This window comes from Paenibacillus sp. sg306046 (assembly GCF_059821225.1).
The window spans coordinates 54,117-73,602 of sequence record NZ_JCAMRT010000017.1; the positions used below are offsets into that span (position 1 = coordinate 54,117).

A 19,486-nucleotide genomic window follows, 5' to 3' on the forward strand; every position below is an offset into this window, starting at 1 on the left:
TTCAGAAGTACAAGCAAGTCTCTTCGCTTACCCTTTGAGCGAACCGATCATAATGCCTTTGACGAAATATTTTTGAATAAACGGATATATGATCAGCATCGGAATGATGGAGACAACCAAGGTTGCATATTGCACGCTTTGCGGCGTCAGGCTGGACTGCACATCGTTAGCCAGGGCGACGTTGCCGGAGGAAGCGAGCTGCTCGGCCAGCGAGTTTTGCAGCACGATATCCCGCAAAATGAGCTGGAGCGGGTATTTGCTGTAGCTGTTGAGAAACATCATGGCGGAAAAAAACGAATTCCAGTGGGACACCGCGTAAAACAAGGCGATCGTCGCGACCGCCGCCGTGGACAGCGGCAGCACGATGCGGATCAGCGAGCCAAGGTCGCTGCAGCCGTCGATTTTGGCCGCCTCCTCGATTTCCACCGGAAACGACCGGAAAAACGAGATCATAATAATGAGCCACCATGGACTCATCAGATAGGGGATGATCAGCGCAGAGTAGCTGTTGACCATGCCGAGCGACTTGACGACCAGAAACAGCGGAATGATGCCGCCGCCGAAAAACATCGGAATGACGACAAACGCCATAAACGCTCCCCGCAGCACCAGGTACGATTTGGACAAGGAGTAGGCGGTAATTGTCGTGATCGCGACATTAGCCAGCGTGCCTACCGCCGTAATAAACACGGAATTGAGAAATGACTTCGGAATATGCGCGTCTTCGAACAAAATCGCATAGTAAGCGCTTAAATTAAACTCCTGAGGCAGCAGCACGACCTTGCCTGCCGAAATCGCCTCCGGGCTGCTGAACGACACGGCGAAAATATGCAGCACTGGAAACAACGTCAGAATGACCACGACCGCCATCACGACATGTACGGCTGTATCAAGCAGCCTGGAGCCTAGTGTTTTGTCCTTTACCATCTTGTCGTCTCCTTTCCCTTCCGATCCCTTCCCGGCTTACCACAGGCTTTCGCCGGACACTTTTCTGGCTAAATAGTTGGCTGCAATCAGAAACGCTACATTGATGACCGAGTTGAACAAGTCAACGGCCGCGCCGAAGCTGAAGTTCATATCAATCAGCCCCTGACGGTAGACATAGGTGGAAAAGACGTCCGCCGTATCATAAGTAAGCGGGGAGTACATCAGCAATATTTTTTCCGCGCCCACGCTCAGCACGCCGGACAAACTCAAAATCAGCGTAATGACAATAACCGGCTTGATGGCGGGCAGTGTAATATGCCACATTTGCTGAATCCGGGACGCCCCGTCCAGCACGGCCGATTCATATTGCTCCGCATCCACCTTGGAAAGCGCCGCCAAGTAAATGACCGCCCCCATGCCGAGGTCCTTCCAAATATGCGACGATACAAACAAGGCGCGGAACCACTCCGGCATGCCGAAAAAATAAACCGGCTCCAGCCCGAGGCGCGTCAGCACCAGATTGACCACCCCCGATTCCGGGGCCAGCATCAGCTTCATCATGCCGACAATCGCAACGACGGACAGGAAATACGGCAGGTAGCTGACCGTCTGCACGAAGCTTTTGTAATACCGGTTGCGCAGCTCATTGAGCAGCAGGGCGAACAGGATCGGCACCGGAAAGCCAAACACGATCGAATAAACGCCGAGCAAAAAGGTGTTTTTCATCAGCATCCAAAAGTACGGTCCCTGAATAAATGTTTTGAAATGGTCCAGCCCGAAGGCTCCCGCCCAGGGCGCGTTCAGCACACTCATGAAAAATGACTCGCCCGCCTGCATCTGAAATTTCTTGAAGGCGATCAGCACCCCGTACATCGGAATGTACGAAAAAATAAAGAAATATAACAAACCTGGCAGCAGCAGCAGCAGCAGCATCCTTTGCTGCCTCACCTTGTACCAGAAAGCGCCGCTGGCGGTTGTCCGCCTTGCTGCGGCTTTCATTGTCATCGTTGCGCGTTCGCTTGCATTCATAGGTTTCGCTCACCAGCCCTTCTGCAGTTTCGCCCCGAAATGATAGCGCTTACTTTTTAGAATGTAGCGTATACCGTCCTTCTGCGTAAAGGTACAGTTCATTTGCGGCACGCTTTTCTGCAGGAACGATTGTTTCGCAGCATACATTTGTTGCGGCGGCGGAGCGCCAGCGCCCGGGGAACGTCGCTTAACCGCGCGCCCTTCGTCCCTCAGACCGGCTGCGCGGGCGGGGATGCTGTGCGCCCGCGCCAAAAAGGCGCTGCCGCGCAGCGCCTTTCCGTAAGCCTCTGATGCTTCAGGCGTTCACCGAGTCCCGGTACGAGGTCGGCTGGATGCCGAGCGCCCGCTTGAACGCGCGCCTGAACGTTTTATCGCTGTTGTAGCCCACCTCCAGCGCGATCTCCTGGATGCTCCGGCCCGTTTCCTTGAGCAGACGGCAGGCGGCGTCCATACGCAGCTTCTCCACATAATCCGAGAAGCTTTCGCCCGCGCTTTCCTTGAACTGGAGAGAAATCAAGCTTTCCGACATATTAAAATGACCGGCCAGCGTAGCGAGGCCAAAGCTCGCGTCCATAAAACGGGCGTGCACAAGGTCCAGCATCGCATCGCCCAGCTTGTGCTGCTTTTGCCGCTTGCTTTGCTTCATATGCTGGCAGACGATTTGCAGCGCGCTTTTGACCGTCGCCCACTGCGGCTCCGCCTTGCCCGGATCGGCAAAGGCAAGCTTCGCCTGCAGCTCGGCAAACGTCTCCGAGCCAAATTGCAGCTGCTCCAGCAGCTTGAACAGCGTGCCCTGCACATCATTCACCAGCTGCTTGCGCGTGGCGGCATTCAGCTGGCGTTCGTTATGATTTTGCTCCTCCAGCTGCTGCAGAATCGTCTCCAAGCCGTCGCTGTCGCCGTTTTTCACTGTCTGAATCAGCTTCAGCTCCAGATCAAGCGGATAATAATAGTAGCTGGCGCCTTGGGCCACATCCTCATACCAGATCACAAAGCTCCGGTCGTCAAACACATCGTAATCGAGCGCCTGACGCGCTTCATGGTGGGAACGCCACACCTCATGCAGATTAGCGTACAGCCGCCCGATCCCGGCCGACAGCCGGACTGTCCCGGCGTCCTGCTCATTATCGCGCTCCGGCCCCCACGCCAGCCGCAGCCGCTCCATATGGGCTTCCGCCTGCCCGGCGGGCAGCGCGACGAGCAGATCGGCGTGATCCCCGTGGACCGAGATCATATAATCGCAGCCCTCCCACATGCGCTGGAGCTGCTGCTGCAGCACATCCTGCACTTCCTTCGGCCCGTTGGCCGATGCGACGTAGCTATCCCGTCTGGATACAGCGGCCGCCACCGCTACATACCGATTGCCCTTGAGCGTAATTTTCGCCTCGGCAAGCGCAGCCTGAATATCCGGCTCCTGCTTGTAATACCCTTTCAGCAGCCGATCCAGCAGCGACAGCCGGACAAGCGGCAATTGCTGCTCAACCCGTCTGTGCAGCAGCCGGTTGCTGTCGATAATATCCGAAACCGTATGCTGCATAATGTCATAGATGCTGGACCGCTTGGCCGGCTCCCTCCCGATGAAATCCTTCATCGACTCCATCAGCTCGGACAGCGGCTTGCTGTTCCGATGCGCCATGATCAGGGCAGCGACCGCGCCCAGCACCAGCGTAATCAGCGTGATGACGGCAATCATCCGTTTGATATAATCAGCCTTCGCGAGCACAACGCTGGACGGCAGCGCAGCCACGTAATTCCAGCCGGTCTGGCTGGAGCGGGCGTGCGAAACGAGCATTTCCGTACCGTGGATCGTTTCAAAGGAAGAGCCTGACTCCGCCTGCAGCTTCTCCGGACTCGGCGTGCCGATCTCCGTATCGGCCGTCGAGGTCGGCGCGATCATCTGGCCCTTCGTATCGAGAATGTACGCGAAGCCGCCATTTTGGATAACCAGCCGCTGGAACAGTCCCGTAATATCGCTCTGGTTGATAAACACAACAATCGAGCCCTGCACCTTCCCCTGAAAGCCGCTTGGCAGCGGACTGACATACGCAATCAGCTTGTATGTCTCGGAGCCGAAGTGAACGGCGTCCAGATTAAAAAACTGCTTCTGGTCGGTTCGTCTGGACGCCTCCTCCAGCCATTCCGCCAGCGACCGGCTGCCAACCCGAACCGCGTTATCGCGCAGGTCCAACGACGTCTTTGACGTTACAACCGAGCTGCTGTTGTTGAAGGTGAGGAAAATATCAAAAAACAATTTATTCGTCATCGTATATTGATTCAAGCGGTTGCGCAGCAGGGAAAACTGGTAGATGTGCTCCGGCGCGGGCGACGGGCTCACATTTTGCATCAGGCTCAGCACCTCGTTATCCACCGACAGCGCAGACACCACATCATCGACCTCCAGAAACAGCCGGTCCACGATATCCTGGCTCATCTTCAAAATCTGCAGATTCATCTCCGCCGCATCCTCGACCAGCACCTGCTGCGTCTTGTAATATTGCTGCAGGCCAATCAGGATCGGGATGAGCAAAATGACCATATAGGACAGCATAAACTTCACAAACATCGACGGCCTCCGGACCGGGACCTTCTTCCGCTTCCACATGCGAGCATTCTCCTTTCAGAGAACTTATCCCCAATATTTTCCGAAAACGCGCATAAGATGCGACAAGCCCGCCCGCTCAAGCTCCTCCAAATAAGCGGACCACACCTCATCCCGCGACACATCGACCAGTCCCATGACGGACTTCGTCGCAAACCGGTTGACCACTTCCTGAACCGTCCCCCAATAAATCGCAATCGTCTCCCAATCCTCTGCCGTCAACGGAGCCGACCGGGGCTCGACATACGGCAGCCTGCTGTACGTTTGCCACGCCTCCGCCGCATGCCGGGCCGGAGCGTCTGTCTCCAGCGCCGCCGGACTTTTGCTCAGAAACCAGTCGAAGCCGAACGTCTGGGCCACTTTTTTGCGGTCGTAGCCTTCCATGTAGCGAATTTCCCCGTGCTCCCGCACATAGGATACCTGTTCCTGTCCCATCATATGAAACAACCGGCCCTCATCCGTCGCAGCCCAGTCGATGTACTGGAGCAGGCGGTCCAGCTTCGCTTCATCCCTGACCAGCCGGCTGCTGAACAGCGGTCCGAACAAGCTGATGCCGATGGAGCGAAACTCCAGCCCCGGCTGCTCGTAAGCCCGCGGATGGTAACGGGCATACGCCCACTGCGCACCGGACGCCGCTCCCGTCTCCCGCTGTAAATCCGCCGCCTGACTGGCCCATTGGAAGTCGATCAAGTAGCGGCCGCTGCGGCGCTTCGCGGCCCACTGCTCCTCCGACAGCGTCGCAAATTCCTTCTCGATCAAGCCCTCCCGATACAGCTTGGCCGCGTACGCCAGCATGTCGCGCTGCTTGGCGGTCGCCGGAGCAAAAACAAGCCGCTCTCCGTCATCGGGATCATTCCAGAAGCCCATCCAGCCATCGGCCCCGCCAAAGTCAGGCGGCAGCCGGAACGCATGCTGAAAGCCGGCTAGCAGCGCATGAATGCCTGTCGTATTCGGACCCCCGCGCACGCCGATGCCATCAAAGGTCGGATTCAGCTCCTTCAGCCGGAGCAGCGCAGCATACAACTCATCGGTCGTACGGGGAAATTCGGCAATGCCCGCCCGCTCAAACACATCCCGGCGGTAAATCCACGCCATCGGGTCCTGCACATCCTTCCGCGAAGGCAGCATGTACAGCTTTCCGTTAATAGCCGCATACGCCTCCACATCCTGCCACTCCCGGTCGCTGAACAGCTTGCGGTAATTGGGCAGCTTATCGATATAATCGCCGACGGGCAGCAAATACCCGGCTTCCGCCCATTTCTTCACCGCCGAAAACTGGTTCATCGTCAGCACCAGGTCGGGAACTTGCCCGGAGGCAAACATGACATTAAACTTATCCATGCCGGAAGCAACCGGAATCGAGGTATACTCCCAGTCCATATGAAAGCGCTTTTCAATTTCGGTAACAAACAAGCTTTTCTTCGGCGGCAGCACATATTTGCTCTGCTGAACGACCGTAACCTTGACCGGCGGAACGTCCGCCTGATCGGGTAAAGACGCCCCTGAAGCAGCTTCTACAGGCAGCCGCGCAGGCTGAAGCTGGACACATCCGGGGACAATCAGGGTTAGCGCAAGCGTACTTGTGACGGCAAGCCCGCGTACCCGGCAGCTTGACATAGGCAGCCTCCTTGCAGGTTCTACAGTTGACAGCATGATTCTCATTGAATGGTGAAGAGTTGAAGCGCAGCCTCGTTTCTTTATTATACCTTTATTCCGCTCCGACGGGCAGTCTTAAATTTCGACCACTCCCGTATCCGTCCGCTGCGCGTCGCAAACAAATAGAACCTCCTTTCCCACTTGAGCGCATGCACAGTGGACAAGAGGTTCTATGTCGTTAAACGGTCTCAGGACTACTCGGCGCACCGTATCCGACACCATATCCGGCGCCCGAAGTTCACCATCCGAGCAGCGGCTCGCGTCTGCCCGGCCTGCTTCCGGCCTGACCTACGGCTGCAGCACGCCTTGTACCGGCGCATCCAGCGTCAGCTTGACAATCGTCACGACCGGCGTCCGGCTGGACTCCGGCACCGACAAGACGATGCCATCCTCCCGCTCGGCAAACGGGATCGCCTCGCCCGCCAGCGTGCTGCAGCCGATCATCCGCTGCGGCAGCTTGGGCAGGGTAAGCCCGGCCAAAGCATCGGCATCAAAAATATGCAGATAGACGTTCTGGTCGCGATACGTCGCTCCATATACTCCGTCTACCGGCTGGAACGGACCGCCGCGTGTCCCGTAAACGCTTTCTCCATTAGCCTGCATCCAGTCGCCAAGCTGGCGGAACAGCTGCACCTGATCGTCCGGAATGATCCCGTCCTTGTCCGGCGTCACATTCAACAGCGCGTTGCCGTCGCGCACGAACACATTCACGATCAGGTCCAGCACCTTGTCGAACGGCATCGCCCGGTTGTCCGGCTGCCACGCCCAGGAGCCTGCGATGCTGAAATTTTTCTCCCACGGAAACGGAATAATGCCGCCGTTAATATCATGCGGGCCTTCGTCGCAGCTGAAGTCGCCCTCCCAGCCGGAGCGCTCGTTGATGACGGTCTTCGGGTTATGCGAACGGATCATCCGGTTCAGCTCAACCGGCTCCCACAGCCAGGCTCCGCCAGCGTCTGAGCCTTTATGCGCCAGCCACGAACCGTCATACCAGACGATGTCGATGTCGCCGTAACGCGTCATCAGCTCGCCAAGCTGGTCGTACGCCTGCTGCTTCATCAGCAGCGCATTGTCATATTGCTCGATCGGCTCGAAGTAGCCCGGAAACCGCCAGTCCATCGGCGAATAGTAGACGCCGACCTTCATGTCCTGCCGATGCGCGGCGTCCGTATACTCCTTGACAAAATCGCGCCCGGCCGCCGCCTGCATCGTTGTAAATTGCTCGTGGCTGCCCGGACTGTCCCACAAGGCGAAGCCGTCATGATGCCGGGTTACCATCACCATGTAGTTCATGCCCGCAGACCGCGCCAGCGATACCCAGCTATCGGCGTCAAAGGACTGCGGATCAAACGACATCGCAACCTGCCGGTATTCATCCGCCGGAATCTGCTCCTTGTTCATCACCCATTCGCCGCGTCCGATGATAGAGTAGGCTCCCCAGTGAATAAACATCCCCAGCTTGGCCGCCCGCCACCAGGCGAGCTCGTCCTCGGACAGCTTCAGCTCCGCGCACCGGATGCCGTCCGTGCTTTTGAAGCGGACATTGCTTTTCAGCATCGAGGCCAGCTCCGCCCCGCTCATCGCGGCCGGCTCGCCGTTCGAATAAGTCAACCCCCGCGCTTCGATTTTCCGCCGGTTGCTTTCATTATGAATCCGCTTTTTGACCTCCTGCAAGGAAAACCAATACGGGTCATTTGAGGCAAACGTTTTCTGATGGCGGTTTATTTTCGTTGCGTACTCCTCCAGCTGCTCATCCGACAGCGTGTCCAGCAGCTTGCGCTCCGCCTCCTGCTTCTGTGCAGAAGACGCAGTCCCCCTCATCATCAACGCTTCAACCTGTTCAAGCTCCAACTGCGATAACACCGTTTAACCTCCCCTTTCTGTACGTATCCTGCTTGATTTGTTGCGCTGAGTGTCATCAGACCTTGGCCTGCTCATCCCTATATTCCGCGCCAATCGTCCGCTCCCGTATCGCGGCACCTTGTCTCGCCCCATCACGGCTCCATGTAAACGCAACCATTTTCCGTTAAACGCTGCGTTCGAACGCCTGTCAGCTCAATTGCACCCGCAGCGGCAGCGCGCATTCCTTGAGTACTTCATCCGTCCTCACGGGACGGCCGATTTTCATGCTGCGCTCCATCGCCGCCATCAGCGCCAGCGTATGAATGCCTTCGTGCAGGTCCGGCTTCGGCGTCTCTCCACGATCCAGACATTCGGCGAAATATTCGATATAGTTCTGGTATTCCCCCGCATGATGGCTGGCCCCTTCGAACCGGAAATAGTACGGAAACTTGTCCTCAAACGAATGCGTGACCGGCTTATCCGGCAGAAAATGCGTATGATACAGCAGCTTGGAATAAACAGCGCGGCTTGTGCCTTGCGTCCCCCGCAGCGTGCAGCTGATGCCGGGATCGACCTGCTTGAGCGAAGGCTTCGTATACGAGCCGCTCACCTGGGCAATCCGACCCTGCCCATCCTTCATCAGAAAGCGCATCGTATCGGGCGTCGTCAGCCCGTACGCCGTATTGTTGCTGCTGGAGTGGCCGTAGCCGAACACCTCCTCGATGCCGGGCAAATACCATTTCGCCAGATCAACCGCATGGATCATAAAGTTATACATCCAGCTGAATCCGCGCTGCCGGCTCCATTCCTTCTGCAGAAACCAGCGGGAATCCGCAATGTAATACGTCTCCACCGTGTCCAGCTCTCCGTGGCGGCCTGCCAGAAAATCGGCTCGCTGGTGCAGCATGGGCTCGAAAAACCGCGAGCTTTGCCCGACAAATACTTGCTTGCCGGACGCCTCCTGCACGCGAAGCAGGTCGGCGGCTTCCTCCAGCGAAGGCAGCAGCGGCTTGGTCACAATGACGTGTTTACCCGCCTCCAGCGCTTGCCGGATATGCAGTCCATGCAGTTGGTCCGGCGTGTAAATCGCGATCACCTCAATGTCGGGATCGTTCAGCAGGTCGTCGTACGCCAGCGTATAACGGGTCAGCCCGAACTCCTCCGCACGCTGCCTGCACACTTCCTCATTGCGGTCGCAGACGTTGACCAGCTCCCAGCGGTCGCTTTGCAGCGCTGCGGAAATGATGCTGCGCCCCTCGCCAAGTCCAATTACACCCAACTTGTAGGTTCGTGCTGTCATAGCCTGACTCCTCCTTGGATTTAAACTTTTTTGGATGCCGCTCCCCATCCAGCCAGAAAGTGGCAGGTCATATCGCTCAGCGCGCTTCATCCTTCATGGATGCGCCGCTTCCTTCCTCACCTGATCAATAAGCCGGACAACCTCCAGCGCCTCCTCCGAACGAATGGGAAACGGCAAGCCGAGCCGATATGCCGCATGCAGCTCCTCCCACAGGTTAAAGGTCTGCGCCGGCTGGACAGGCAGCGTCTGCTCAATCCAGTGCAGCTGCTCGCCGGACGAATACGTGCCCGAGCTGCCGAAAGCCTCGCCCGGCGTGCCGACATCCGCCTCAAGCGGCGGCAGCGGCACCGCCGGGTCCAAAACTTTCAACTGAATCGTCTTGCCCGTCACCGACAACGCGCCCCGTGAGCCATAGACGAGAAACGTCGGCGAAGCAATCGCGATGCCGCCGCTGATCTCCACCTCTACAATCCGGCGGTTAAAGCCGGTCAGTATCAAATGAACGTGATCCTCCGCATCTCCCGCAGCGGCAATACGCCGCAGATGACTCCAGACCGACTTGACCGGACTGTCCAGCAGCTGCAGCGCATGGTCAACCAGATGCGGTCCCCAGTTCAGCAGCTGGCCGCCGCCGTACGCCTTGACCGTCTGCCAGTCGTTTCGCCGCTGGTAGTGGTGGCGGTTCAGACGAATCTGGAACACCTCGCCCAGCAAGCCCGACTGAATCAGCTCGCACACATGCAGAAAATCCGGGTCAAACCGGCGGTTATGACGAACAAAAATACGTCTGCCCCGCTTGTAAGCCAGCTCGTACAAGGCCACCGCTTCGTTATAGTCCAGCGCGAGCGGCTTCTCGACTAAAATATCTTTGCCCGCCTCCAGCGCCAACCGGCCGTGGGCAGCATGGTCGCTCGACCTTGTGGCGATGTCAATCAGCTCGATATCCGGGTCGCACAGCATTTGCTCCAGCGACGCATAAGCCCGGATGCCGCGCGCCTCGGCCCGCTCCCGGCGCTCCGCCAGCAGATCGAAGGCTGCCGTCACGCGAAACAAATGCCCGTAAGGCTGCAGCTCGGACAGATGCATATCCCAGCCTGCCCGTCCGAGACCGACGATCCCGAGCCGGATCGGCGGCACAGCATTGTTTTCCGCAATCGCGGCCATAGTCAAAACCCTCCGCTTCGCAAATATTCCCGGCTGGCAGCCAAATCCTCCAGCGGGTTTCTCAGATGCGCGTCATGCTCCACAAATACCCAGCCGTTGAAGCCCGCTCCGGCCGCTTCGTGCAGCACAGACAAATTATCCAGCCCGATATTTCCCTCTCCAAGTCCGCAAAACCGCCCCCGGTTCGTCCATAACGGCTGCTGCGGATCGGTGGACAGCCAATCCTTCACATGCAGCACTTGGAGCCGCCCCGCATACCGCCGAGCGATGTCCGTCGCGTCTCCGCCCATCGCCGCCAAATGCGCCGTGTCGAAGACCAGTTGGACATCGGGACATTGCCGCAGCATATGCTCCAGCTGGTCCTGGTCCTCAACCGGCGTGCCCATATGATTATGCAGCGCGACCCGGACACCCCACCGTCCTGCGAGCGCGGCCAGCGTATTGATCTGCCTGCACAACACATCCAGCGTCTTGCCTGTTACGTCCGCCCATACATAAGCTTGGCCCAATCCGGCCGTCCACTGGATCGACAGCTCGGTACTCGGTCCGCGCGCCGTCGCAAAGCCGATCCCGTGCTTGCGCAGCACGGCCGCCTTGCGAAGCGCCTCATCCGCGCTGTAGACGGTGATGCGCTCGATGCCCTCGTAGCCAATCGCCTTCAGTTGGAGCGCCCGCTCCTCCAGATCGAAGCAGCCGCCGTCCCATACGTTCATCCCGTAGTCCGCTATTCCGATTCGCATCCTGCTTCAGCTCCCTCCTCACGTGACGCAGCGCCGCACTGGCTGCCGCATCCTCCGGCTGCAAGGCGATCAGCGGGCATTCGATATAATCGAAGCCTGTCCGCCGCAGCTCGTCCGCCTCCTCAATCGCGCTGCACCAGCCAAATGCGTACATGTGCAGGACCTCCCTTGATCGGATGATAACGCTTACCGCCTATACTGTAGCCGATCGCCGCCGGCAGCGTAAAGGAACATTTCTTTTCCCGCCATACATCCCTCCCGGCGAACACGGAGCGGGCCGTTTGTAGCTCCGCCCCCGCGCGGCCACAAGCGCAGTACATCTTTTGTCAATGCCGGTGCAGCTATTGTCAACGGATCGGCGCAATGGCGGCGGCAGCTGTCCCGGCAGACAGCAAACAGGGCTGCCCGCGAGTCAGCGTCTGACCCCAAGCAGCCCTTCCTTCCGAGTCGATGGACCGGAAGCCTTCGTTCCTTCCAGGCTTACCGAGCCGCATTGCGCAGCGCGGTCAGCGTAACCGCTTGTCCAGGCTCCAGCGTCAGCTCCATATACCCGTCTGCCGCCGCTTCCCCGACCGACAGGCCGGCTGCGTCGCGGCCCTCCAGCCGAACGCCGCCTGTCGTGATCCGGCAGGAGCCGCCCAGCGCCGAGCGCAGCTCGGCCTGCTGCAGGCGGCCGTCCTCCCACGCCAGGTCCAGCTCGAAGCCGCCGCGCGCCCGCAAGCCGGTGACCCGGCCGCTGCTCCAGGCGGCCGGCAGCGCAGGCAGCAGCCGGATATGGTCGAGATGGCTTTGCACCAGCATCTCCGCCAGCCCGGCGGTTCCGCCGAAATTGCCGTCAATCTGGAATGGCGGATGATTGTCGAACAAATTCGGCAGCGTCGAGTGGCGCAGCAGCTCGTGCAGGTGGAATGCCGCTGCTTCGCCATCCTCCAGCCGCGCGTAGAAGTTAATAATCCAGGCACGGCTCCAGCCCGTATGTCCGCCGCCATGCGCGAGCCGCCGCTCCAGCGTGCTGCGGGCAGCCGCTGCCAGCTCCGGCGTCGAGCCGACACTAATGCCCGTTCCCGGATGCAGCGCGAACAGCTGGGAGATATGGCGATGCCCCGGCTCCAGCTCCTCGTAATCCTCCAGCCATTCCTGGATTTGCCCGTGCTTGCCGATTTGCGTCGGCGGAAGCTTCGCAAGCACTGCAGCCGCCTCGTCTCTGAACGCCTCGTCGATGCCAAGCAGTTCCGAAGCGGCGACGCAGGCGCCGAACAGCTCGGTCAAAATTTGATTGTCCATCGCCGGACCGTAACATAACGTGCCCGATTCGCCATTCGATAGCCTGTAGGTGTTTTCCGGCGAAACGGAAGGCGAGGTCACCAGCAGCCCGTTGGCATCCTCCACGAGAAAATCGACAAAAAACAGCGCCGCTTCCTTCATCGTCTCGTACGCCTTGCCCAGAAACTCACGATTTTGCGTAAAGCGGTAATGCTCCCACAGGTGCAGGCTTAGCCACGCCGCGCCCAGCGTCCAGTACGTGGCGGGCAGGTAAATGTCCTGCGGCGCCGTATCGCCCCAAATATCTGTATTATGATGCGCAACGAAGCCCCGGCAGCCGTACATAACCGCCGCCGTCTGCCGTCCGGGCTCGCGCATCCGCTCGATCAGGTCAAACAGCGGCTCATGGCACTCCGACAGGTTGCACGTTTCCGCCAGCCAGTAGTTCATCTGTGCATTAATATTAATCGTGTATTTACTGTCCCACGGCGGCGACATATGGTCATTCCAGATGCCTTGCAGATTCGCAGGCAGCGAGCCGGGACGGCTGCTGGCGATCAGCAGATAGCGGCCGAACTGGAAATACAAGGCCAGCAAGCCCGGATCCTCCGCGCCCTGCTTCACCCGCTCCAGCCGTTCGACCGCGTCGAAGCGTTCGGACAGCTCCGGCTCGGCGGCTCCGAGCTGCAGCGTCACCCGGTCATACAGCTGCCGGTGGTCGCGCTCATGAGCCGACCGCAGCGTCTCGTACGGCTTGGCCGCCGCCTGGCGCAGCAGCTCCAGGCAAGCCGCCTTCGGGTCCGCATGCCGGAAGGTCGTAGCGGCCGCCAGCAGCAGCGTCACCGCGCGTGCGCCCTTCACGACAAGATGCTCGCCGATGACACGGGCTTCTCCGCCTTCGGCAACCGCTCTCACCAGCACGGCATAATCGGCGCCGCCTGTGCCGAAGCAGCTGTTGCGCATCGCAATAATCGCCTCGCCCGCTTCGCCTGCGCGGCCGGTTTCATCCACATATTTGCCGCGCTTGCGGTCCAGCCGGGCGTGGAACGTCAGACCCGCCGGATCATCCGTCTCCAGCCGGGTAACAAGTACGCCGTCCGGGAAGCTGGAGAACGTCTCGCGGGTATGCTTGTACCCGTTCAGCTCGAAGCTCGTCCGCGCCAGCGCGCGCTGCAAATCGAGCTCGCGTCTGTACCTGCTGATTTCCGTCTCGCGTATATCAAAAAACAGCAGCAAATCCCCTGCCGACATATACATCCGCTGGTTGCAGGGCGTACCGGAGAACGCCGTCACCGCCAGCTGATGCGCCTCCTTCAGCCTGCCGGCAAACAGCAGCTCGCGCATCTCCTGCAGGTGAGCGAGCGCATCCGGGTTATTGCGGTTAGTCGGCCCGCCGTACCAGACCGTATCCTCGTTCAGCTGAATCCGCTCATTGGCCGCCTGACCAAACACCATACCGCCCAAACGGCCGTTTCCGACCGGCAGCGCTTCATTCCAATCCGCCGCCGGCTGCTTAAACCAGATCATATCCTGCATGTTATTCCCGCCTTTTCTGTTTATAATGGGATCTCGATGTTACCGATAGCTTTATTTATCATATCAGAATTTAGGTTATGAGCGAAGCCTTATCGTCCTGATTGGGCAAAAAATCGACAAAATGAGCATGTTTGTGCATCCAAATCGTATTTTTATATGTTTATCGTCGTATCCGGCATCGAATACTGGGCAAATTTTCGCATCGATTTTTTGTTACCGATAACCTTAATGATCGTATGATTAATGCTTCGATGCTGCGTGTTAATCCTGCGGGCATCGTTTATTTTTACGATGAATCGGAAGGCGGCATCACATTAGAGCCGTCAGCCGCTTCCGCCACAAGCCAGCGGACACGTGTATAAGTCAACGCCGGGCGAAGGACTCGTTCAAGGCGACTGGGCGCCGCATCATCTGTACTGACGCCCAGGCCGAGGCGAGCCGGAAACGCAAATAAGCCGCCGCCGGATAGATCCGGGAGGCGGTTTATTTGACCATCTGCATCCTATCTAACGAAGCGCGCGAACAGAGCCGGTCGGACCTTTGTCGAATGTCGCAGCATCACGCAAGGAGCCGGTTCATAGACCCTTCGCAAAGCTGGACGTTTGGTCAATTACAGCACGCATTTTGTCAGAACATAAAGCTGCTTGGCGTTTGCTCCGTTACAGCACTCGTCTCGCGGTTACAAACGTTTTGTCCCAAGTGCTGTCCTTAAACGTGGAAATCGTGACGCCGATGCCAACTCTATACGTATGCAGCACTTTACCGTCGCCGATGTAGATGCTCACATGATTGATCGTGCCGTCGCGGTTCGTGTCCGAGAAGATCAGATCGCCCGGCTTCAGCTGGCTTTTGCTGACCCGGGTGCCCACCTTGGCCTGATCGCGAGAGGAACGCGGCAGGTCGATGCCATGTTTTTTAAATACATATTGGGTAAATGACGAGCAATCGAAAGCGCTGGAAATGCCCGCTTTAGCGCTAAATTGATAAGGGGTTCCCAAATATTGTTTGCCTGTCTGGATAATTTTCGAAGCCGTTGTCGAAGCGGAAGCGGCGTAAGCTGTTTGAGGCGCGGTCAGCACATGGCCCGAAAACGCGACCGAGAGGCTCAGTGTGACGCCTACTACGATTTTACCGATCAAGCTTTTCTTGGTTTTGTTCATGACTTCCTCCTAGGATGTTGATCTGGTTTGCTGTTGGGTGAGTTCAGCCCATGCCGGATTGCGGGAGCCGCCGCTGAAACCGGCTGGTCACTGTACCCAATATCACCATACCACAAACACCATGCCCACCATTTACCAGAAAAGTCGCAATCCCTTTTCATTGCTCGGCAAAACGGGGATTATGAGAAATTCATGAGAATATTGGACAATATTTGGGCTTGACAAGCGGGCTTATGTTGTCTTCTCGCTGGAAAAGGAAACCGACGCCCCGGCTGGCAGCTTAATCCGGCCATATGCAGCTTCCGGCCCGAAGGCTGCCGCGTCCGCCCCGCCAGCCGGATGAATCAGGCAGCCGGATGCCCAGTCCGGCAGCTTGACGGACAGCTCCACGGCGCGCTCTGCCGACAGCCTGGCCCGGAATAACCCGGTTGTACGATTCCATTCGATATCCACGCGTCCGCCCGGAAACCGCCAGCCGCCGAGCCGTCCGCGCGGCAAGCGTGTCGGCAAGGCAGGCAGCAGCTTGACCAGCCCCGGCGATACCTGCAGCAGCAGCTCCTGCACCGCATTGACCCAGCCGAGATTCGCATCAAGCTGGATCGGAGCGGCAGGCATCGTCATCGAGATCCCCATCCCGCGCCAGTCATTATGCAGCGTGAACAAATTCGGCAGCAAGCTGGAGCGCGACAGCAGATCAAGGCTTTCGAGCGAGCTATCCCCGTCGCCCAGCCGGGCATAAATCGCCGCCATATGGGCCAGCGACCAGCCGCTTTGCGCTCCGATCTCCCGCCGCCGGACAGCCTCCGCAAACGCTGCGAACAGCTCCGGAGCTTGCTCCTCCGTTACCTCATTCCCAGGGAACAGCGGGTAGACATGGGACAGGTGACGATGAGCATAGCGGTCCTCGAAGCCGGGATGAATCCACTCGCTGACCGCCCCGTGCCCATTGATCCGGTACGCGGGCAGCAGCCGCTGCATCTCGCGCCAGCGCTGCTCCTCCTCCGGATCGCCGCCAGCCGCCTCGCTGGCTTCCAGCAACTGCTGCAGCAGCTCCTTGACAATCGCTACGTCCATTGTCGCATTGATGGCGGTCGGCATCGGATGAGCCAGCGGCTTGCCGTCGGTCGGCATATAGTTTTGCGGCGTATTTTCCGGTGAGACGGACGGATACAGCCGGTAGCTCCCATCTGGCTCCACCACGAGAAAATCCTCGTAAAACTGCAGTGCCTCGCGCATAAAAGGCAACGCCGTCCGACGAAGAAAATCCAGGTCCCCGGTAAACCGGAAATGCTCGGCGTAATGCCGGGCCAGCCAGCCAGCCGCTCCTGTCCAGTTGAGAATCACCGGCACAATTTGATTCGGCACCCCGATGCCCGGCGTTGTGCCTGCCGGAATATAAATGCCGCGGCAGCCGTACAGCTTGCGCGCATTGGCGCGGAAGTCGTCCAGCATACCGTTATAGTACCGGAACAACGGCGGAACAAGCTCCCCCAAGCCGCCGACATGGGCGTGCCAATACATCATCTGGACATTTTCATTCGCCATATGATGACTCCAGACGAGCCGGTAATCGCCGCCCCACAAGCCGTACAAGCCAAACGGCCCGGCTTCCTCCCGGTCAGCTGTACCGCTAATAAATAAATAGCGGCCATACGCCCACATACTGCGGATCAGCGCGGTCGGCGCTTCCCCCTGATACGCGTCCAGCAGCAGCTGTTCGTTGGAGCGGACCTTTTGCGCCGCCTTCTGCTCCAGCCCCGGCTCTGGCTCTGGCTCTGGCTCTGGCTCCAGCTCCAGCGACGCGGCTTCGTACAGCGGCCGATGCAGCGCCTCATGCCGCTCCAGCAGCGCCTCATAGGACGTGTCGACGGCCAGCGCGGCAAGCTCCTGCTTGAGCCGGGGCCAATCCTGCTGCCGGTTCCCGGCGACAAATACTTTGGCCAGCACAAGCAGCGGGCCATCTGTGTCAAACCGGATCGTGCCGGCGTCGCCCGCCAGCCGGGCATCCCCCACGCCCGCTGGCTGCACCAGCAGCACTGCGCCGAAATCAGTGCCGTCATCATTGGTCCCGGCATACCAGATAAAGCGGTCATCGCAGCCGGTTTCGACCGATTGCTCCAGCTCCTTGTACTCCGGCGTATCGGCCCAACGGTCGCTTGGGTACAGCAGCAGGCTCAGCTCGCCTGCGACGCCGACAGAGCCGGGTACCTCGGCTGGAGCCGCTGGAATGGCGGCAGCATCAGTAAGGGCCGACGAAATCTTCACACCCTCAGCCGCGACCGATGAAGCCCCGCCAGCATCAGCCGATTCCGCCTTCGATTCCGCCTTCGATTCCTCTTCCGATTCCAATTCCGTTGCGCCGCGTGCCGCTTGATCCGCCCCCGCTGGCGTACGCTCAGCGCTTAGCTCCCAAACGACCGCGTCATCGGCGCGCGACACAAACAGCTTGCGCCGGATCGTAGCCTGACCGTACTGCCAGCGAACCGTAATTTCACCCGTCGCCATGTTCAGCGTCCGGCTGTAAGCGCGGAACGCCTGCGCGCAAGGCATCAGCAGCCGAATCGCCGCCAGCGGGAAGCGCGACGCCAGCCTTGTGCCGTAGCCCCGCTCCTTCAACGTGTCGGCCAGCCTCCAGCTTGCCTCGGCGTACCGCTCCTCATCCATCAATTGACGCGTAACTGTCAGTACGTCACTGACATCCGGCAGCTCATCGCGCTGCCCCCAGTGCCACAGCCCAGCGTGGTTCAGCAGCACCGTTTCCTCATGCACGCCGCCAAAGACGGACGCCCCCACGACACCGTTGCCCGCAGGCAGCGCCTCCCGCCACATATTCCGCCACCAGGAGGCCGGATAGTTCATCACAAGCTGCTCGCCAAGCGAGGCGGGCGGCGATAATTCGGTTTGTTGCGGCATAAGCTCCAAGCTCCCTTCCTGTATCAGAAAATCACAGCTTCGCGTCAAGCTTCTCTCTGTCGGGCGGACATTGCCCCCAAGCAGTCCATGCCAAGGCATCACAGATAACCCGTCTCCAACCCGGAGACAGGCATGCTGTGGTGAGAAACTCAACATGGAGCTATACAAGTCGAACCTTACCATACATACGCAAGCCATCAACCTGATGAAACGATTACGATGTGCGCCCGGCTCCGGCTGCCCGATTTATTCCGCAGGCTGCTCCGCCCGCAGCCGCTCCAGCTCCAGGCTGGCAAGCAGCAGAGGCGCGACGCCCATCAGCATATCGCTGACGACCGGCTCGCTCAAGTAGTACGCGTACGAGCCGTCGCGGTATTTGCGTCCGCCGAGACCCGCTCCCTGACAGATCCGGTGCAGATGCACGCCCTGCTCATCCTCCGTCACAAAGCGGCTCAGGATGCCTTCGTAAGCGCGCTCCACAACCTTCCGGTCGATTTCGGCCAAATACCGCAGCCGGATTCCTTTCGCCAGCGCATAGGTAAGCATGCACGAGCCGGATGACTCCAGGTAGTTTCCTTCCCTGCCATTGCAGTCCATGACCTGGTACCAAAGTCCGCTGTCCTGATCCTGGACGCGCACGACCGCATTTGCCATCCGCTCGAAAATGCCCATCAGCTGGCCGCGCTTCGGATGCGCCGCCGGGAAATGCTCCAGCGCATCCACAAGCGCCATAGCGTACCAGCCCATCGCCCGTCCCCAGACATGCCGGGAGCGTCCGGTGCCGCCGTCGCACCAGCGCTGCTCGCGGCTCTCATCCCACGCGTGGTAAAGCAAGCCCGTCTGCGGATTGCGCGTCTGCCGCTCGACCAGCAGCAGCTGATGCGCAGCTTCGTCAAACCAGGCGTTTTCGCCGAACGTCCGGGCAAACTCCGCCATAAACGGCGACGACATATACAAGCCGTCCAGCCACATCTGGAACGGGTAAATCTTTTTGTGCCAAAAGCCGCCTTCCTCCGTACGCGGCTGGCCGATCAGCTGAGCGGCCAGCAGACGCGCCGCCTGCTCGTATTTCGCTTCACCCGTTTCCCGCCACAGACCAAGCAGGTTTTTGCCTTTGTTGATATGATCAAGATTGTAGTCTTCCAGCGTGTAGCCCCGGATCGAGCCATCCTCACGGACAAATACATCCATATGGCGTTTCACAAATGCCCGGTAGGCGCCGTCTCCGGTCCAATCGCCCAGTTGGCCAAGCGCCGTTAGCGCCATGCCGGCGACATACCCCCATTTATTGGCGATATTCGGATGGTAGCCGTCCACGCTTTTCGCCATGATTGCCGCGCCGACCTTGCCTGACATC

The 19,486-nt window shown here is 59.1% G+C and carries 13 protein-coding genes; all 13 read right to left on the bottom strand.

Features of this window, described 5'->3' with window-relative positions; genetic code table 11:
- Nucleotides 1-27: 27 nt before the first annotated feature.
- The 13 genes from AC6ROY_RS17520 to AC6ROY_RS17580 all read right to left on the bottom strand — a co-directional run bounded on the left by AC6ROY_RS17520 (nucleotide 28) and on the right by AC6ROY_RS17580 (nucleotide 19,485).
- Complete coding sequence (locus AC6ROY_RS17520; RefSeq protein WP_500101868.1) at nucleotides 28-927, bottom strand: carbohydrate ABC transporter permease; 900 nt, start codon at nucleotides 925-927, stop codon at nucleotides 28-30.
- A gap of 36 nt (nucleotides 928-963) precedes the next feature.
- The gene (locus AC6ROY_RS17525) at nucleotides 964-1,956 is read right to left on the bottom strand and encodes an ABC transporter permease (RefSeq protein ID WP_500101869.1); all 993 of its coding nucleotides are present in this window, start codon (nucleotides 1,954-1,956) and stop codon (nucleotides 964-966) included.
- Between the two features lie 295 nt (nucleotides 1,957-2,251).
- Entirely contained in the window at nucleotides 2,252-4,558 is a 2,307-nt protein-coding gene (locus AC6ROY_RS17530; protein WP_500101870.1) for a helix-turn-helix domain-containing protein, read from the bottom strand.
- 24 nt (nucleotides 4,559-4,582) lie between these two features.
- Nucleotides 4,583-6,172 (bottom strand): extracellular solute-binding protein, encoded by a 1,590-nt coding sequence (locus tag AC6ROY_RS17535; protein WP_500101871.1) that lies wholly within the window; start codon nucleotides 6,170-6,172, stop codon nucleotides 4,583-4,585.
- 327 nt (nucleotides 6,173-6,499) lie between these two features.
- Entirely contained in the window at nucleotides 6,500-8,074 is a 1,575-nt protein-coding gene (locus tag AC6ROY_RS17540; protein ID WP_500101872.1) for an alpha-L-fucosidase, read from the bottom strand.
- 187 nt (nucleotides 8,075-8,261) lie between these two features.
- Nucleotides 8,262-9,353, bottom strand: coding sequence for a Gfo/Idh/MocA family protein (locus AC6ROY_RS17545; RefSeq protein WP_500101873.1), 1,092 nt, complete (start codon nucleotides 9,351-9,353; stop codon nucleotides 8,262-8,264).
- Nucleotides 9,354-9,446: 93 nt separating this feature from the next.
- Nucleotides 9,447-10,517, bottom strand: a complete 1,071-nt coding sequence (locus tag AC6ROY_RS17550) for a Gfo/Idh/MocA family protein (RefSeq protein WP_500101874.1) — start codon at nucleotides 10,515-10,517, stop codon at nucleotides 9,447-9,449.
- Nucleotides 10,518-10,519: 2 nt separating this feature from the next.
- Nucleotides 10,520-11,230 carry a sugar phosphate isomerase/epimerase family protein gene (locus tag AC6ROY_RS17555; protein ID WP_500101936.1) on the bottom strand — a complete coding sequence of 237 codons (711 nt, stop codon included), beginning with the start codon at nucleotides 11,228-11,230 and terminating at the stop codon, nucleotides 10,520-10,522.
- Nucleotides 11,124-11,411 (bottom strand): hypothetical protein, encoded by a 288-nt coding sequence (locus AC6ROY_RS17560; RefSeq protein WP_500101875.1) that lies wholly within the window; start codon nucleotides 11,409-11,411, stop codon nucleotides 11,124-11,126. Before AC6ROY_RS17560 ends, AC6ROY_RS17555 begins: the two co-directional genes overlap by 107 nt.
- Before the next feature lie 326 nt (nucleotides 11,412-11,737).
- A complete protein-coding gene (locus AC6ROY_RS17565; RefSeq protein WP_500101876.1) occupies nucleotides 11,738-14,056 on the bottom strand; it encodes a glycoside hydrolase family 95 protein in 2,319 nt (772 codons plus the stop codon).
- Nucleotides 14,057-14,715: 659 nt separating this feature from the next.
- Nucleotides 14,716-15,216, bottom strand: a complete 501-nt coding sequence (locus tag AC6ROY_RS17570; RefSeq protein WP_500101877.1) for a C40 family peptidase — start codon at nucleotides 15,214-15,216, stop codon at nucleotides 14,716-14,718.
- A gap of 231 nt (nucleotides 15,217-15,447) precedes the next feature.
- A complete protein-coding gene (locus AC6ROY_RS17575; protein ID WP_500101878.1) occupies nucleotides 15,448-18,129 on the bottom strand; it encodes a glycosyl hydrolase family 95 catalytic domain-containing protein in 2,682 nt (893 codons plus the stop codon).
- A 246-nt stretch (nucleotides 18,130-18,375) separates the two neighbouring features.
- Nucleotides 18,376-19,485 carry a glycoside hydrolase family 88/105 protein gene (locus tag AC6ROY_RS17580; RefSeq protein ID WP_500101937.1) on the bottom strand — a complete coding sequence of 370 codons (1,110 nt, stop codon included), beginning with the start codon at nucleotides 19,483-19,485 and terminating at the stop codon, nucleotides 18,376-18,378.
- Between the last annotated feature and the right edge of the window lies 1 nt (nucleotide 19,486).

Coding starts and splice junctions, on each gene's coding strand:
- AC6ROY_RS17520 (WP_500101868.1), bottom strand. CDS start 927: ATGGTAAAGGACAAAACACTAGGCTCCAGGCTGCTTGATACAGCCGTA.
- AC6ROY_RS17525 (WP_500101869.1), bottom strand. CDS start 1,956: ATGAATGCAAGCGAACGCGCAACGATGACAATGAAAGCCGCAGCAAGG.
- AC6ROY_RS17530 (WP_500101870.1), bottom strand. CDS start 4,558: ATGTGGAAGCGGAAGAAGGTCCCGGTCCGGAGGCCGTCGATGTTTGTG.
- AC6ROY_RS17535 (WP_500101871.1), bottom strand. CDS start 6,172: ATGTCAAGCTGCCGGGTACGCGGGCTTGCCGTCACAAGTACGCTTGCG.
- AC6ROY_RS17545 (WP_500101873.1), bottom strand. CDS start 9,353: ATGACAGCACGAACCTACAAGTTGGGTGTAATTGGACTTGGCGAGGGG.
- AC6ROY_RS17550 (WP_500101874.1), bottom strand. CDS start 10,517: ATGGCCGCGATTGCGGAAAACAATGCTGTGCCGCCGATCCGGCTCGGG.
- AC6ROY_RS17555 (WP_500101936.1), bottom strand. CDS start 11,230: ATGAACGTATGGGACGGCGGCTGCTTCGATCTGGAGGAGCGGGCGCTC.
- AC6ROY_RS17560 (WP_500101875.1), bottom strand. CDS start 11,411: ATGTACGCATTTGGCTGGTGCAGCGCGATTGAGGAGGCGGACGAGCTG.
- AC6ROY_RS17565 (WP_500101876.1), bottom strand. CDS start 14,056: ATGCAGGATATGATCTGGTTTAAGCAGCCGGCGGCGGATTGGAATGAA.
- AC6ROY_RS17570 (WP_500101877.1), bottom strand. CDS start 15,216: ATGAACAAAACCAAGAAAAGCTTGATCGGTAAAATCGTAGTAGGCGTC.
- AC6ROY_RS17575 (WP_500101878.1), bottom strand. CDS start 18,129: ATGCCGCAACAAACCGAATTATCGCCGCCCGCCTCGCTTGGCGAGCAG.
- AC6ROY_RS17580 (WP_500101937.1), bottom strand. CDS start 19,485: ATGTCAGGCAAGGTCGGCGCGGCAATCATGGCGAAAAGCGTGGACGGC.